Annotated in this window: 13 protein-coding genes; 9 read left to right on the top strand and 4 right to left on the bottom strand. The window is 38.0% G+C overall.

Annotated features, from left to right (window positions below):
- Positions 1-362 precede the first annotated feature (362 nt).
- Positions 363-1220: a DUF4440 domain-containing protein gene (locus tag ABIB40_RS12170; RefSeq protein ID WP_354359416.1), complete on the top strand. Its 858-nt coding sequence runs from the start codon at positions 363-365 to the stop codon at positions 1218-1220.
- Between the two features lie 282 nt (positions 1221-1502).
- Positions 1503-2390, top strand: a complete 888-nt coding sequence (locus ABIB40_RS12165; protein ID WP_354359414.1) for a glycerophosphodiester phosphodiesterase family protein — start codon at positions 1503-1505, stop codon at positions 2388-2390.
- A gap of 53 nt (positions 2391-2443) precedes the next feature.
- Here ABIB40_RS12165 and ABIB40_RS12160 read toward each other — a convergent pair whose 3' ends face one another.
- From ABIB40_RS12160 to ABIB40_RS12150, 3 genes are all read right to left on the bottom strand, one after another.
- A complete protein-coding gene (locus tag ABIB40_RS12160) occupies positions 2444-3865 on the bottom strand; it encodes an OmpA family protein (RefSeq protein WP_354359412.1) in 1422 nt (473 codons plus the stop codon).
- A 251-nt stretch (positions 3866-4116) separates the two neighbouring features.
- Positions 4117-5079 carry an AAA family ATPase gene (locus ABIB40_RS12155; RefSeq protein WP_354359410.1) on the bottom strand — a complete coding sequence of 321 codons (963 nt, stop codon included), beginning with the start codon at positions 5077-5079 and terminating at the stop codon, positions 4117-4119.
- Positions 5080-5084: 5 nt separating this feature from the next.
- Positions 5085-6449 carry a peptidylprolyl isomerase gene (locus ABIB40_RS12150; protein ID WP_354359408.1) on the bottom strand — a complete coding sequence of 455 codons (1365 nt, stop codon included), beginning with the start codon at positions 6447-6449 and terminating at the stop codon, positions 5085-5087.
- Between the two features lie 111 nt (positions 6450-6560).
- Here ABIB40_RS12150 and ABIB40_RS12145 point away from each other — a divergent pair, with 111 nt between their 5' ends.
- The 3 genes from ABIB40_RS12145 (at position 6561) to ABIB40_RS12135 (ending at position 8713) form a co-directional block, all read left to right on the top strand.
- On the top strand, positions 6561-7232 hold the full coding sequence (locus tag ABIB40_RS12145; RefSeq protein ID WP_354359406.1) for a hypothetical protein: 672 nt from the start codon (positions 6561-6563) through the stop codon (positions 7230-7232).
- A gap of 137 nt (positions 7233-7369) precedes the next feature.
- The gene (gene rdgB / locus ABIB40_RS12140) at positions 7370-7948 is read left to right on the top strand and encodes an RdgB/HAM1 family non-canonical purine NTP pyrophosphatase (protein WP_354359404.1); all 579 of its coding nucleotides are present in this window, start codon (positions 7370-7372) and stop codon (positions 7946-7948) included.
- A 24-nt stretch (positions 7949-7972) separates the two neighbouring features.
- Positions 7973-8713, top strand: coding sequence for a sulfite exporter TauE/SafE family protein (locus tag ABIB40_RS12135; protein WP_354359402.1), 741 nt, complete (start codon positions 7973-7975; stop codon positions 8711-8713).
- A 36-nt stretch (positions 8714-8749) separates the two neighbouring features.
- Here ABIB40_RS12135 and ABIB40_RS12130 read toward each other — a convergent pair whose 3' ends face one another.
- Complete coding sequence (locus ABIB40_RS12130; protein WP_354359400.1) at positions 8750-11239, bottom strand: OstA-like protein; 2490 nt, start codon at positions 11237-11239, stop codon at positions 8750-8752.
- 65 nt (positions 11240-11304) lie between these two features.
- Here ABIB40_RS12130 and tilS point away from each other — a divergent pair, with 65 nt between their 5' ends.
- The 4 genes from tilS to ABIB40_RS12110 all read left to right on the top strand — a co-directional run bounded on the left by tilS (position 11305) and on the right by ABIB40_RS12110 (position 15713).
- Entirely contained in the window at positions 11305-12630 is a 1326-nt protein-coding gene (tilS, locus tag ABIB40_RS12125; RefSeq protein WP_354359398.1) for a tRNA lysidine(34) synthetase TilS, read from the top strand.
- A 9-nt stretch (positions 12631-12639) separates the two neighbouring features.
- Entirely contained in the window at positions 12640-13128 is a 489-nt protein-coding gene (locus ABIB40_RS12120) for a hypothetical protein (protein ID WP_354359396.1), read from the top strand.
- 119 nt (positions 13129-13247) lie between these two features.
- A complete protein-coding gene (locus ABIB40_RS12115; protein WP_354359394.1) occupies positions 13248-13706 on the top strand; it encodes a hypothetical protein in 459 nt (152 codons plus the stop codon).
- A 123-nt stretch (positions 13707-13829) separates the two neighbouring features.
- Positions 13830-15713 carry a 7TM diverse intracellular signaling domain-containing protein gene (locus ABIB40_RS12110; protein WP_354359392.1) on the top strand — a complete coding sequence of 628 codons (1884 nt, stop codon included), beginning with the start codon at positions 13830-13832 and terminating at the stop codon, positions 15711-15713.
- The last annotated feature ends 22 nt before the right edge of the window (positions 15714-15735 follow it).

The raw sequence follows: 15735 nt of genomic DNA, 5'->3' as shown, positions 1-15735 counted from the left end.
CATTTATAGCCATCTTTCCACTTCTCAGTTGCTATTGCCAATCTACAACTATCATCATCTGGAAATGATTTTATGAAGGCTAAAATATTCTCACCTCTAAAAATATTGTTCATATATTTGATTTTGATACTAATATACGTGTTTATTAAGTAAGTAACTCGAAATGTTTATTTGTTAGTTACTTTTAAAGTGGTTAAAGAAATTAAATTTTATATTCGTCGCGAAAAAGACTAAAGCTCAAAGCCCAAAGCCCAAAGCCCAAAGCCCAAAGCCCAAAGCCCAAAGCTCAAAGCTCAAAGCAGAAAGACTAAAGTTTAAAGCCGATAAACAATAAACGAAATACAAAACTCTAAAACTAAAAAATGAAAATATTCCTAATTAGCTCAATTGCACTACTTTTTGCTTTCAATTCGTTTGCCCAAAAAAGTGATGGCTCTACAAAGTCCTTATTAAACGCCGAAAAAGATTTTCAAAAATCGCTCACTAAAAATGGAGAGAAAGACGCTTATCTAGATTTTTCGTCTGCAGATGCATTGGTGTTCAAGCCAAATCCCACAAATGCAAAGAAATTTTATCTAGATGGAAATCAATCAAACGAAGACTTAATTAGAAAACCGAACATGGCCATGTCTTCTCGCAGCGGCGATTTCGGCTTTACAACTGGCTCTTACGCGCTTGGGAGCACAAACGCTCAATACGGTCAATACCTTTCTATCTGGAAAACAGATAATGAGAAATGGAAATTGGCGATGGACTTAGAAACAAAAAGCAATAAGCCCTTAAATGATGTCGAAAATAAGTTTATGGAGCCAAAAGATCATTTTGTGCCGAAATTTATAAACGACAAAGAAATAAAAGCTGGCAAAGACATTATTGTAACTACAGAAAAGACGCTCAACACCTTATTAAAAACGCATGGAGTTGTTGCTTTTAGCGGATTTTTAGCGCCGAATGCCCGCTTAATTTTCCCCGGCAGGGAAGCCATGAACGGCGAAGCAGAAATTGTTTCTTTTTACAGCAACACCGTAGACAAAATTACTTTTAAAAATGCCGGTGTAGATAAAGCGCTGGGCAGCGATTTGGCTTATACTTACGGCATTGCAACCATAGATTACAAGGCCGATTTGCGAGAAAGTTTTAACTATGTTTTTGTTTGGCAAAGATCTGCAGATTTTAGCTGGAACTTGTTGGTGCAGGCATACGTACCAGCCGAAAGATAAAATTGGCAAAATATTTTTATAGAAGGCTTTCGAATAGAAGGCCTTTTTTTTGTTGATTACCTTCCAAATGACATAACTAATTGTAATTAATGTTCGTTTAACATATACATATTGAAGTGGAGTTAAAAGTATTTTTTGGGCGTTTTAACATCCCGCACGTGCGGGATTTTATCTTTTGTAGGCCGAACAGGCTACAAAAGGATATCACTCCAATCGTTAACGCTACTCCACTTATCAAAAATAATTTAACTTGTCGCACTTTCTCAATAAATTTATAGCACCATGTTTAAAAAACTAATCCCATTACTCTTCACTCTAATCTACACTTCACATTTATCCGCCCAAATTAAAAACTTTGATCTGCAAGGCAAAGCTGGCTGTAGAGGTATAATGCCCGAGAACACCATAGAAGGTATGATAAAGGCAATAGATTTGGGAGTTACTACGATAGAAATGGATGCAGTCATCTCGAAAGACAAAGAGGTTGTTCTCTCCCAAGAACCGTATTTCAACAATGAAATTTCCCTACAGCCAAACGGCAAACCCATCAGTTTTAAAGATCAAAAAAAGTTTAACATCTATAAGATGGATTATAGCGAAATCAAAAAATTTGATGTCGGCAGCAGAGTTCATCCTCGCTTTCGCGGGCAAATGAAATTTAAGGCGTACAAGCCATTGTTAAGTGCAACGATAGACGCCGTTGAAGCCCACGTTAAAAAGAACAGATTAAAGAAGCCTTATTACAGCATAGAAACAAAGAGTATTAAAAATGGCGATAACGAATTCCAGCCAGAACCCGCCGAATTTGTAGACCTTATTATGCAGGTTGTAAATAAAAAGCGCATAGCCAAGCGGGTAATCATCGAATCTTTCGACATGCGAACGTTAAAATATTTGCATGAGCATTATCCAAAAATAAAGACATCTTTGCTTATCGACGAGAAAGAACCATTAGAAACCTATTTGGCAGAATTGGGCTTCAATCCAACTATTTACAGCCCGTATTCTATTTTAGTAGGAAAAGGTTTGGTAGATCGCTGCCATAATTTAGGTATAAAAATTATACCTTGGACGGTTAACAGTTTAAAGGATATTAAATACTTTATGGCTTTGGGTGTCGATGGCATTCTTACCGATTACCCTAATTTGATGCAACAACTTGATAAATAAAAAAATCCAACGATTGAATCGTTGGATTTTTCCTTAAACGAAGACGATAAATCTTACTTAACTTTTACGTTTACCGCAACTCTTCTATTCATCGCTCTACCTGTTGCGTTATCATTATCAGCAATTGGGTGCTCAGCACCATAACCTTCTGGAGCCACAAAAGAATTTGCAGACCCTCCAAAAGATTCAACTAATTTTCCAACAGCTTCGGCACGTTGTTGAGATAAAGGTTTATTAATTGCCGCGTCGCCAGTATTATCTGTATAACCACCAAACTTAAACTTTGCTTCTGGAAAAGCTTTGGTTATTGCAACCATATTTCTCAATTGGGTGTCAGAAACCTTGTCTAAATCAGCGCTATTCAATTTAAAATGCACGTTAGTAAACTCGTACCAATTTCCTTTTTCCGCATCAACAGCAATGCCTTTATCTTTTAAAAATGCAACCAATTTTGCTTCTGTACTATTTTCTCCAACATTTAATTCTTGGCCATTTGGCAACATAATTTTCTGCAGCTTACCTTCATTGTAATTAAAATCACCAGTTTTTTCATCTAAAGCACCAACGTTTGATTGCTCATTCACGCTAACTTTCTCAACCGGACTATTTGATTCTACTCCAGGTTGTATTCTTTCGCGCAAAAACGGTGTTGCGGTATCATTCTCATCCATGGTTGGCTTTACATAATTATTACCAGCCCCCATGGTGTAATACCACAATAACACAATCAAACCCAAAATAACAAGCAAAGGCAACACCCAGCTAAAGCTATTTATCGGGTTTACTGGGCCATCTATTGCTGCAGTATGTAGGGCATGGTTATCTAAATGGGTGGGATCTTGCGAATGTGATGGACGTAGGTCATCATGGTGAAGATTGACAGCTAGGTCTTCCTTTTTCGCACTGGCAGGGACTGACCCAACTACTTTGCTAGGTTGTTCTAAAATTACTGCACCCGCGCCAGCACCGCCAAAACCAGTTGGTAAAACTGTTTGCTTAGCGGTACTTTCTGCTTCGAAATAATCTGCTAAATGTTTAACCTCTAATTTATTATCTAGCAAGTTTCTTCCCACCAAAGCCAAAATAGTTGGCAAGGCAATGTCGAAAAGGGTTGATGCAGAACTTTCTTTAATTTTAGAAAAGACAGCAATCTTAGAAGTCATGTCTTTTTCTATGTCGCCTTCAAAAGCTGTAGAAGCCAATTTGCTACTAGAAGCGGTGGTTTGGTGTTTAATGAAACTAGTTAATGCAGTAAGTACGCCATTGCTATTTTGAGTTTTGGCAAGTGCAGCAATCTTTTCTGCTCCACCTAATTTTTTAGCCTGCTTAGAAAGTAAACCTATTGTAGAGGGAAGAATTGCACTCAGCGCCTCGGTAATTCCGGCCTCTGATTCTGTTAAATTTCTACTAGCCTCTGAAATAAATTCGTTGTTAAAATATTCCTTAACTTCTTCGAGCAGGTTTAATGTCATCATGATTTATCGTTGATTTTTTTGAATGGTAATTGTTGTTTGTAAAGATGTTTTTTTAAACAACTAAATTAAGAATAATGTTTTAATTTACAGGAATATCTCAACAAGTATTTAATACGGGCACAATTATTTTAAACCTCAACGATGCCGAAAACCAAAACTCAACCTACCAAAAGACAACTTAAACTATCCCATCCTCAAGAACCCTCAAATATTGGATACAAGTAATCGCCAATTAAACGAGCAATTGTAGGTTAAAGAATTTCTGCAATCAGTTTTTCTATAGTTAGTCCTTCTGCTTCTGCGCGATAATTTCTGACAATACGATGGCGTAAAATGGCTTCGGCAACTGCCTGTACATCCTCTATATCTGGGGCGTATTTGCCGGTAACAGCGGCATGGCATTTTGCACCCAACACCAAAAATTGTGAGGCACGAGGTCCAGCGCCCCAACTTACATACTTGTTTACAGTTTCTGTAGCGTACGCACTGTTTGGGCGAGTTTTGGCCGTAAGCTTTACCGCATATTCCAATACATTATCCGTTACCGGAATGTCCCTTACAAGTTGTTGAAAGGCTTGAATTTCGCTCGCACCGATAATTTTATTTAACTGTACAGATTGGTTGCTTGTGGTTTTCTTTACAATGTTCAATTCGTCTGCATAACTTGGGTAAGTTAACAAAACGTTAAACATAAACCGATCTAGTTGGGCTTCTGGCAATGGATAAGTACCTTCTTGCTCAATAGGATTTTGCGTTGCGAGCACAAAAAAAGGTTTTGCCAATATATGCGTCTGGCCTGCCGCAGTAACCGATTTTTCTTGCATGGCTTCTAGCAAAGCTGCCTGAGTTTTCGGCGGAGTTCTGTTGATTTCATCGGCCAAAATAATGTTAGAAAAAATTGGCCCACGTACAAATTTAAAATGCCTGTCGTCTCCCAAAATCTCCGACCCAATAATATCGCTCGGCATCAAATCTGGCGTAAACTGTATCCTATTAAAATCTAAATCCAATACCGAAGCAATGGTTTGAACCAATAACGTTTTAGCCAACCCAGGTACACCAACCAATAAGCAATGCCCATTGCTAAAAATAGAAATAAGAACAGCTTTTACTACGCTGTCTTGTCCTACAATTACTTTGGCAATTTCTGCCTGTATGTCTTTGAAAATCTGGTGTAGTGCATCTACCGCTTCTACTTCGTTTTGATACGGCATCGGCATTATTTGGTGTCTTCTTTTTCGGGCTTCGTCCAGATTTTAAGCTCGCTGCAAGTTAAATATTCAGGATCTATTTTAATATAAGTTTTTTCGCGGCGGCTTTCAAACCATTCGCTCAAAGTCTTATTTATTTTATCCTGTTGCGCTGCGTCTCTAATTTTTGGATAATCTTGAGCCAAATTTGCCTTATGCGGCGCAACCTTAGATTTTAGATACAATACGCGGTAATGTTCTTTACCATCTGCACTTGTGTAGAGCGTTGGCTTAGAAATTTCGCCAACCTTCATGGTGTCTATCACCAAAAATGTAGCTGGATCTAATTTATCAACCGGAATAATGGTTGTCCGCGTACGCACATCTTCTGCATTCAACATCATACCCCCATTAAATTTAGACTGCTTATCATCAGAATACACATTTGCAGCGGTAGCAAATGTCATTTCTTTTTTCTCTAACTTGTTGTAAATAGAATCTGCAGAAAGTTTTAACCGGGCTAAACTAGAGGGCGTAGTAACAGGAACAATTAATATATGTCTGGCATGAACCTGTTCTCCGCGTCGTTCTATTACCTGCAAAATATGGTAACCAAAATCGGTTTCAAACACAGGCGAAATGTCTCCTGCTTTTAATTTGAATGCCCAAGCAGTAAATTCCTTTGCCATCATGGTACGGTCGAAAAACCCTAAATCTCCCCCGTCTGGTGCAGAACCTGGGTCTTCGGAATAAGTTTTTGCTAAAACTGAAAAATCTGCACCAGCAACAATACGTTTTCGTAGACCTTCTATCTTATCTTTAAATTGTTGCTTTTCTGCCTTGGTTAATTTTGGGTCTAAAACTATTTCGCCAACCTCAACTTCTGTATTAAACTTTGGAACACTATCGCCCAGCGATTTATAGTATTTCTCTACTTCTAATGGGGTAACACTTACGTTCTCTGTAATTTTTGCCTGCATTTTTTGTGCAATCAGCTCATCCTTAACCTCCGGTCTCTGCTCATCTTTATATTGCAACAAGGACTTGTTCAAAAACTGTTCTAACCTTTCTTGGCCACCGGCACGCTGCACCATAGAACGCATCCTTTTGCCCAACTCGTCATCCACTTGGCCATCTTCAACGGCGATAGAATCTATCTCAGCCTGTTGTTTGAGTAATTTCTGGGTCAAAACATTTTGCAAAATCTTACATTTAACCTCACTATCTGCCGGATGGCCTTGATACAAATACTGACTATACTGCTGGTTAATTTCAGAAGCTAAAATAATATTATTCCCTACCACGGCCGCTACTTTATCTAGCGTATTCCCCTGACCGAAAGCGTGGAGCATAAATCCCACTAATGCTATAGTTATTAAATAGATTTTTTTCATCTTAAATGTTGAATGCACATAGTAGCGCAGCTTTTGTTTTTTACAAAGGTAAGGTTTTAAGCTTTGCCTTTCTTCTTCTGTGTGTTAATGCTTTTTTAAGGTCTAAAAGTAATGATAAGGCAGTCTATTGTAAGATATTTAACTAATTTTAACAGATATTTTGATGCAAAAATACAAATGGAAAACCAAGTGACCAATAATCGGCGTGCTTTGCCTCTATTTTTTACAGAGGAAGTGTTCCTCGTGGCAGACAAACCGTTATCAACCGTTGGCCAAAAAGATAGCGAGGAGGTGGTAAGTATGGAGGTTCCCATCATTGCCGAAAAGCCATCGACAGAAAAAAATGAAATCTATATTGCACCTGCGGAAGCGGAAACTATGGTTAAAGAACCGGAGCCAATAATAGCGTTTAATTATCTGGGCGGAAACAAGAAGCGCATTTTAATTTTAGTAAATGATAAAGATAACGAGGTAAGTACAGAAGCCGGTAATGCCTTGCTAAAAAATATTTTAAAATCCGTTCAATTAAAGAAAGACGATTTTGCGCTCGTAAATATGGCAAAACAAAGTCAGGGTAAATTTATGCACTTAAACACTTTCTTCAAGCCAAAGGTGATGCTCGCATTTGGCGTCAGTTCGCTTGATCTAGATTTGGGAACGCTACCAATAGGCGAAATGGTTATTGAGAAAGATGTTAATATAATTTTTGGGAGCAACCTAGACAACTTCGCCGCGAATGACAAGAAGATGCTGTGGCAAAATTTGCAAAGCTGCATTTTTTAGGTTGTACGTTTTAAGTTATACGTTGTACGTTTTAACACCCATTCCCTAATACCTATTCCCTCACACCTATTTCCTCATACCTAACACCTATTTCCTCATACCTAACACCTAACTCCTAACACCTAACTCCAATACCCATGCCCCAGCTAGTTTTCGCCACCCAAAACGAACATAAAACAGAAGAGATTAGAGCCGCACTAAGCGGACAATATGAAATCTTAAACCTAAACGACCTCGATTTCTCTGGCGAGATTGAAGAAACCGAGCACACCTTTGCAGGCAACGCCAGTTTAAAAAGCAAGTTTGTAGCCGATAATTTTAAGTTAGATTGCTTTGCAGACGATAGCGGCTTGGAACTACTTGCTTTAAACGGAGCGCCGGGAGTACTTTCGTCCAGATATGCCGGAACGGGAAATAGCGAAGACAACATGGATTTGCTGCTAAAAAACCTTGAAGAAAAAACAGATAGAAGCGCTAGGTTTAAAACTGTAATCTCTTTGTTGCACAATGGAGAGAATCATTTATTTGAAGGCATTATAAACGGAACCATCAGAACTGAAAAAGCTGGAAGAAAAGGCTTTGGTTACGATGCGATTTTCCAACCAGATGGCTATGACATTACCTTTGCAGAAATGACAATGGAAGAGAAAAACAAGATTAGTCACCGCGCTTTGGCATTAAAAAAAATGATCGATTTTCTAAAACAGAAACGTTAAGACGTGAGACCGTTTTAGAACGATATGGAAGTAATAACTTGGTATATTTTAGTAATTGTTTTCGTTGCAACCCTAGTACGTTCTACCTTTGGATTTGGCGAATCTTTAATCGCCGTTCCTTTATTTAGCCTGTTCATCCCCATAGAAATTGCCGTTCCGTTTTCTGTGCTCATCTCAATTTTTATAGCAGCAGTTGTAGTTGCGCAAGATAGAAAGCAAGTGCATTTTGAAAGTGCAAAATGGCTTATTTTTTTTTCGGTTTTAGGTATCCCGATAGGCCTGCTTCTACTTATTTACGGAAATGAAATTGTTGTAAAAACAATATTGGGTGTCTTGATTATTCTGTATTCCGCATATTCCTTGTTTTCAAAAAGCAGCTTTAAACTAGAAACTGATCATAAAACGTGGCTTTTTCTGTGTGGGTTTTTATCTGGAATACTTGGTGGTGCGTATGGGCTAAATGGGCCACCGCTTGTGGTTTACGGCAACATACGCAATTGGACTGCAAAAAATTTTAGAGCAACCTTACAAGCGTACTTTTTGCCAGCCAGCACAATTGGGATGCTGGGTTACTGGTACAAGGGTTTATGGAATTCTACTGTAACACATTATTTCTTAATTTCCATTCCAGTAATAATTCCTGCAATTTTTCTTGGCAGATATTTTAATCACCGATTAAAAGATGGCACTTTCTTAAGGTATGTGTATATCGGATTAATTTGTATCGGCATTATCCTGTTGAGTCAATCTTTAAATCGGCAGTAAACAAAGGCATCGCTTGAATACTAGCGTGCAATATCCTTATTGCCCAGACTTTGATTTACCAACTGTATCTTTTTTTGGCAATATGGGCTTAATTCCAAAATTGTTTGTATCTGGTTTTAAAATAACCTTTGGTGGCACTTCTTTCAACTTAAGCGAATCTACGTTCACTTTTTGTACAGCATCCTCGGGCATATTTTTCGGTTTTGCCTCTATCTGCTTTTCTTTAGGAACTAGTTTGCCTCCTTTTTCTGTTTTCGGTGTTTGTTTACCTTTGGCTTTGGGCGCTACTTTTATAACCGGAGAAGGCGTAATGGCATCTTTTTTAGATTTTGGCCTTTCCTTTGGCTTCCAAGAAAAACCAGTAAGCACGTTATCTTTTGCTACCTCGCTATCGGGATTAATAGCGCCTTCAACACCTTTAATATACACTACATCGTCTATATCTTTGTCTTTAAAAGTAAACTTAATGCGGCTGCTTAGCGTTTGGTTTACCTCCTTGTACACTTTGGTGCTATCGTCTTGCGTGTAATAAATGCTCTCGGCATTTCCATCAACATACATGGTTTTAAGCTGTCCGTCTGCAAAAAACCCTGTTAGCAATCTTCCTTTAATCTGATTAAAACGCAGCGAATCTTTTGGGGTATTTACCAAGAATGCATTTCTGATGGCTTGCATGTTGTTGAGCTTTTTATTTTTAAACTGCACATAAATGGTATCTCCAACTTGCTGCGAGCCTTCTGCCCAAACAATAGGATTTACATAGCAGCGCAACGTAGAGTCGGCGCTTGTGTAAAACAAGCTATCGGTTTTTGCTTGAATGTTGCTTTTAAACACCTTTACATGATGAAACGCATTAATTACCCTAGCTTGTACGGTATCTAACGGGTCGAGTTTGATGGAGTCTTTTAACTTAGCCGCGGCCTTTAATTTTGATAACGCTGCTTTGGCACTGTCTAAAATCGGCTTCTTTACGCTATCGGGTAACTTGCTTAAATCAGCTTTCCCCTTGCCGAGCAAGCTATCTGCTTTTTTAATCAATTTCTTTTGCACCGAATCTAGCGGCGGCTTCGGCAGGTTTTTCACAGCGGCCTTTAATTTGGATAACTTCGCTTTGGCACTATCTAAAATCTTCTTCTTTACACCATCTGGCAACTTGCTTAAATCAGCTTTCCCCTTACCGAGCAAACTATCTGCTTTTTTTATCAATTTCTTCTGCACCGAATCTGGCGGCGGCTTCGGCAGGTTTTTCACAATGGAATCTGCAGTTGCTTTTAATTCATTTTTTGCAGGTAGACTATCTAATTGGGTTATTTTTACGTCTTTACCTAATGAATCTGCACCCTTTTTCAGGCTATCTATAAGCGGCGTAGGCAATTTATCACTTTCTTTTTTCTTCCTATTTCTTTCTTTTTTCAGCTGTTTTTTGCTCAGTTTTTTACTCGAAATATTTTTTGCTTTACTTGCAACCTCGCTTGAGTCCCTATTGGCGCTGCTGCTTTTTCCAGGCTTTTCTGGTTCGTCTTCACCCACCTTGTTATCTGCCTGGACAGATATTTTCGGAACCAGCTTCAGTGTTTGCCGCAGCACCATTTGGGTAATCAATGTGTCTGCCCCTATCCACAAACTATCGGGCTTCTTCTTGCCATTTACCACAATCGAATCGGCTGTACCGATGCCCAAATAGGCTTTTTTCGTCACCAACGCTCGTTTATCGGCTTTATAGTAGTAGCCTAAATCGCCAAACATTTTAATCTTATCTTTGGTATCGCCAAAAACAATATTTTTTACGGCTTTGCCATAGCCCTTTGCTCCATAATAATAAAGGCTATCGCCCTTAAGCGATTTGGTATCTTGCGTGTATAAGTTCTTTTTGCCAAAATAAGCATCTTGGGTTTGTGTATTGTACGCGCCGTTTTCGGTATAAAGATTATCGTCCTTTCCTTTAATATTGGTTGGCCCGTAAAAATATGTCCATTTGCTTTGCGTATTGTACCGCATCGTATCAGACTTAATGGTTGTCTGCGGCGTAATCGCAACAACATTATACCTAAAATAAGCATCGTTGCTGTTGCTAAAATAATAGCCGTTCCGGCTGGTTAAGGTAATGTCTTTATTTACAATTTTGCCGCCGCTGTTGTAAGTTCCAATCTTCGCGGCCATATCGTAATCTAATATATCTGTAGTTAATATGGCTTGCGGATCAATCATCTTTACATTCCCCGTAAGATGCGCTTTTTTAGTATTCCCATCATACTGAAGCTGATTGGAATATATATTGGTTTCCTGCTGAAGGATATGTACGTTATTGTATGCCTCGAAATAATTCCGCTCGCTATAGTAAACGGCGCTATCGCAGGTAAGCGTTGCATTATCTTGTTGAAAAACCGGCCGACGTAAATAAGAAACCTTTTTTTCTGGCACTCCTGTAATTTGCTCAAAGGAAACAATTTTGATAACCGATTTCTGTTGCGCAGACAAAAGCAACGGTCCAAATACAAGCAATAATAAAAAAAGTAATTTTTGCACGTTACAAAGTTAGTTTTTTGTTTGGTAGGTTCGGATTACCAGTTAAAATTAAATATTTTTGAGCCATGTTACCCACCAAGCAGCTTGAAGACTTTATTGCTAAAAGACAATTGTTCGATAAACATCATCGAATTCTACTTGCCGTTAGTGGCGGAAAGGATTCTGTGTTGATGCTGCACCTTTTTAAATCTTTAAGCATTGATATAGGCGTGGCGCACGTAAATTTTAAGTTGAGAGGAGCCGAATCTCAGCGCGACGAAGATTTTGTTAGAAACCTAGCCTCGAGTTTAAACGTTCCGTTTTTTACCACCCATTTCGATACCAAAAAGTATGCCACGCTGCATAAAATATCTACGCAAATGGCGGCTAGAGATTTACGCTATAAATGGTTTGAAGAAATACGGAGAACGGAAAAATACGATTTTATCGCACTTGCGCAACATAAAAACGATGTGGCCGAAACCATGCTTATTAATTTGTTGCGCGGTACTGGTTTGAGCGGCCTGCATGGAATTTTGCCTAAAAAAGACAAGCTTATCAGGCCATTGCTTTTTTTAAACCGTGCAGAAATAGATGCGCTTATTGGAAAACACCAGTTTACCTATGTAGAAGATAGCTCTAATTTAAGCAGTAATTATATACGCAATAAAATTAGGCTAGAAGTAATGCCTCGCTTACGCGAGATAAATACTAACGTAGAAAACACTTTTACCGAGAATGCCGCTCGAGTGGCAGAAGTAGAAGCTTTTTTAGCGATGCAAGTTGCGGAAATTTGGAAAGACACGGTTCAACAGAAAATAGATGGATGGTATTTTTCTATAGCGAAAATAAAAGCATTATATCCTGTTTCGCTATTGCTATATGAGCTTTTAAAACCATTTCATTTCAGCGCTTCGGTAGTAAATGAAATTATTGATGCCTTTGATGGGCAATCTGGCAAGTGCTTTTTTTCTGTGAGCCATCGGGCAATCATCTCTCGTGGTTTGCTTATCATTGCAGAATTACAAAACGAAGGCATTGAAAGTCAATTGATCCATCCAGACTCACAAAGCCTATTGTTTGCCAATCATCAGCTTTGCTTTTCTTTAATGGATGGCAACGAATATGAACAAAAACCAAACAAAGCATTTCTAGATGCAGCGAAACTTATTTATCCTTTGCAGGTCAGAACTTGGCAAACTGGAGATAAATTTATCCCGTTAGGTATGAAAGGTTTTAAAAAAATAAGCGACTTTTTTATCGACGAAAAAGTTGCTCAGCACTTAAAAGACACCACTCCAATATTACTTAACGGCAATGGAGATGTGTTGTGGTTGGCGGGGATGCGTCAAGATAATAGGTATAAGGTAAGATCATCAACAAAAAAAGTTGCTATCTTCGAACTAAAATAATACAGAACGTTGGACAGCAAATATGCATTTTTAGAGAAACAGTACATAGGTAGAGACTATGTGCGGATTTTTATTAGGCTAATTATGGCCACTTTCTGCTTTGCGGCGTATGTTTACGAACGAGACAGAGACAATACCGAAGACTTATTTCTGGTGGTGGGTTTCGGTATTATCGGCGTTTCTATGTTGCTCCTTTTTCTAATACAATATAAAACCATCGTTGTAAATAAAAGCCTTATTTTAGATGGCCTGTGGACTACCAAAAAGGTTAAAATAGACCTAAATAGCATAGTAGACGTTAAAAAAGACGTATACAGCAAGTATTTTTTCAACAATCCGGTCTATAACCTTCATCAAAAAGGAGCTATCAAGTTTTACTCTTCGGGTAAAGATGCGGTGGTTTTAACCGACAGAGATGGGTTAAAATACTACATTGGTACACAAAGACCAAATGAACTCTACCTGGTTATTAAAGACGAAATGACCAAATCTCTTTAGCGATTTTTTATTGCTGCATAACTACTACCAAACCAATTTCTTTCTTTACTGATAAAAAAGTTAAATTGGTCTAAAATTATATGCTCGCATTTTTCGGAGCTTGTAAAAAACTAACAAACATGAAAAAACTAATCTTCGCTGTTGTGGCAATTTTTGCCTGCATATCTGTCTCTGCCCAAACTTATACTCCAAAAGTTTCAAAAGATTCTTTAAAAATCATCAACACAAAAATTGATGTTTTAAAGCAAAACATAAGAGTTTTAGAGCTAAAGGTTAAGGAAGCAGATGAGGAGGCCAACGTGGAAAAATTGCGTATAAAATTATTAGAAGCCAATGGCGATGCAAAAGCTTCTTTAGAAAAAAGAGAAGAAAATACGGATAGATCTAGCAGTTCAAACGATCAGGATAAAGTTAACAAGCTAGCAAAAGATGCGCAAAGAGATTCTAAAGACGCGCAACGGGCATTAGATCATTACGACAAGCAAATTAAAAAAGTAGAAGATTTTAGAGCAGAAATAACCAGCGAAGAGCGCAAGCTTACTTACAAAAAGCCGATAATTGTGTACGATTATAAGTAATGTTACAAACTGGACATTACGATTCACCTCTTAAAATATAGCGAAAAGGAGTTTCTTTTTAATTAAATTCCCCTCGGCAACCCACACATTCGGCTGCGCTTTGCAAACCAATCATTTTATACCTTGAAAACGTTTTTTAAAACCTTAGGGCTCTTCATTTTTTTTCCGGTTTTTGTGCTTGCGCAGAAGCAGGTAAAGATAAATGATGCAGTTTCACAGCACATATTTACATTTGATGAGGTGTGTGTTTTGGAAGATAGCAGCAACGCGCTAATGCTTAAAGACATTCTTAAACCGGAATATAACAATGCGTTTAAGCCCAATTTAACAAGTACGCCACAAAATCTACACCTACAATCTACGTATTGGTATAGAATAAATATTGCCGGCGAAAAAGACAGCAAAAAGAATTGGATACTAGAGTTTTTTGATCAGACCATAGATGATTTGGTGGTTTACCTGCCAGATTCAAACAACCATTATGTTGCGCATGCCGCTGGCGATGAAAAGGTGTTTTCGAGCAGAAGTTTAGCACATAAAAATTTTGAATTTAGGTTGCAGAAAGAATCAAAAAGTCAACTTATTTATGTGAAGGTAAAGTCTAGGCAAATTGCCGATGTTATAGTTGTATTGCGTTCGGTAGATTGGTTTATCCACTATGCGCTAAACGAGTATTTGCTTTTTGGATTGTTTTACGGAATGATTCTCATTTTTAGTTTCTACAACCTGGTTATGTATTTTGCGGTGAGGCAGATCCAATACCTGTACTATGTGCTTTACAATTTAAGTGTAGGTATTTTCGAACTGTCTTCTGATGGTTTAGCGTACCAATACCTGTGGCCAAATTCGCCACATTGGAACCAATATGCTTTTGGCGTGGCACTCTATTCAGTGAGTATTTTTGCCCTGCTTTTTGCTAAAAAACTGCTGCATTTAAAAACCAAATCACCTTTTTTAAACAAGCTTATCAATGGGTTTTTAGCGCTTCGCACACTGTTTTTCTTCGCTTGTGTCTTTATTAATCCTGTTTGGTTTAACTATAAATTTTTAGAGCTTATCCCGCTACTTCTCTCGTATGTGGCTGGCATAATGGTTTATAAAAAGGGATATAAGCCAGCAAGATTTTTTGTGTTGGGCTACACTTTTTTGTTTGTAGGCTTTGTAATTAAATTTTTGATTACGCTTGGGGTTACGTGGCTAAATATAGATGCCATTGCTTACTACAGTTTAAGTATTTGTTTTATTTTAGAAATGTTTTTCCTTTCGTTTTCTATTGGGGACAATTTTAGGATTCTGAAATTAAAGAAAGAAAAGGCACAACGGCGAATTATAGACCAGTTTAAAGTTAATGAAAAACTTAAAGACAACCTGAACAAGCAACTAGAAGACAAGGTTGCCCTACGCACCAAAGAAGTTTATGAAAAATCTGCTTTGATTATAGAAAAAAACAAAGAACTTGTTGGGGTAAATAGACTTTTAAAAGAACAATCAGAAGAGATTACCAGAATGAACAGCTTACTGTCTATAGATAATGTAGCGCTTAAAACAAACGTGGCGCAGGCAACGCGCGCTAGAATAATGGATGATGAAGTAAATTTTGAGGAGTTTAGCAACATTTATCCCGATAAGGAAACTTGCTGTAAGCTTTTGGGAGAGCTGAAATGGAGTGATGGATTTAAATGTAAGAGGTGCGGAGGCGATCAATATTTTCAAGGTCATCAGCTATACAGCAGGCGTTGCAGCAAATGTAGTTATGAAGAATCTGTTACCAATGGCACACTGTTTCAAAACAGCCGCATTGCCATAAACAAGGGCTTTTATTTGCTGTTCTTAAACTATCAAACCAAGGGAAAAATCTCGTCGCATAAGCTCTCAGAGATTTTGCAGATCAGGCAAAGCACTTGTTGGACATATAGCACAAAAATTAAAAAGCTCATTACTGCCAAAATTAAAAATGGCACATTTGATAAAACTACTTGGAGTACCTTCCTTCTTACCGAAGATTAAGCGCTGTAAAAACTGCTAAAAT

Source organism: Pedobacter sp. UYP30, from assembly GCF_040547165.1.
Taxonomy (GTDB): domain Bacteria; phylum Bacteroidota; class Bacteroidia; order Sphingobacteriales; family Sphingobacteriaceae; genus Pedobacter.
The sequence above is the reverse complement of the archived record's forward strand: the minus strand, read 5'-3'. Positions and strand labels throughout refer to the sequence as shown.

Excerpts from the sequence above, each read along its gene's own strand:
- ABIB40_RS12170 (WP_354359416.1), top strand. The coding sequence starts at position 363 with ATGAAAATATTCCTAATTAGCTCAATTGCACTACTTTTTGCTTTCAAT.
- ABIB40_RS12165 (WP_354359414.1), top strand. The coding sequence starts at position 1,503 with ATGTTTAAAAAACTAATCCCATTACTCTTCACTCTAATCTACACTTCA.
- ABIB40_RS12160 (WP_354359412.1), bottom strand. The coding sequence starts at position 3,865 with ATGATGACATTAAACCTGCTCGAAGAAGTTAAGGAATATTTTAACAAC.
- ABIB40_RS12155 (WP_354359410.1), bottom strand. The coding sequence starts at position 5,079 with ATGCCGTATCAAAACGAAGTAGAAGCGGTAGATGCACTACACCAGATT.
- ABIB40_RS12150 (WP_354359408.1), bottom strand. The coding sequence starts at position 6,449 with ATGAAAAAAATCTATTTAATAACTATAGCATTAGTGGGATTTATGCTC.
- ABIB40_RS12145 (WP_354359406.1), top strand. The coding sequence starts at position 6,561 with ATGATAAGGCAGTCTATTGTAAGATATTTAACTAATTTTAACAGATAT.
- rdgB (WP_354359404.1), top strand. The coding sequence starts at position 7,370 with ATGCCCCAGCTAGTTTTCGCCACCCAAAACGAACATAAAACAGAAGAG.
- ABIB40_RS12135 (WP_354359402.1), top strand. The coding sequence starts at position 7,973 with ATGGAAGTAATAACTTGGTATATTTTAGTAATTGTTTTCGTTGCAACC.
- tilS (WP_354359398.1), top strand. The coding sequence starts at position 11,305 with ATGTTACCCACCAAGCAGCTTGAAGACTTTATTGCTAAAAGACAATTG.
- ABIB40_RS12115 (WP_354359394.1), top strand. The coding sequence starts at position 13,248 with ATGAAAAAACTAATCTTCGCTGTTGTGGCAATTTTTGCCTGCATATCT.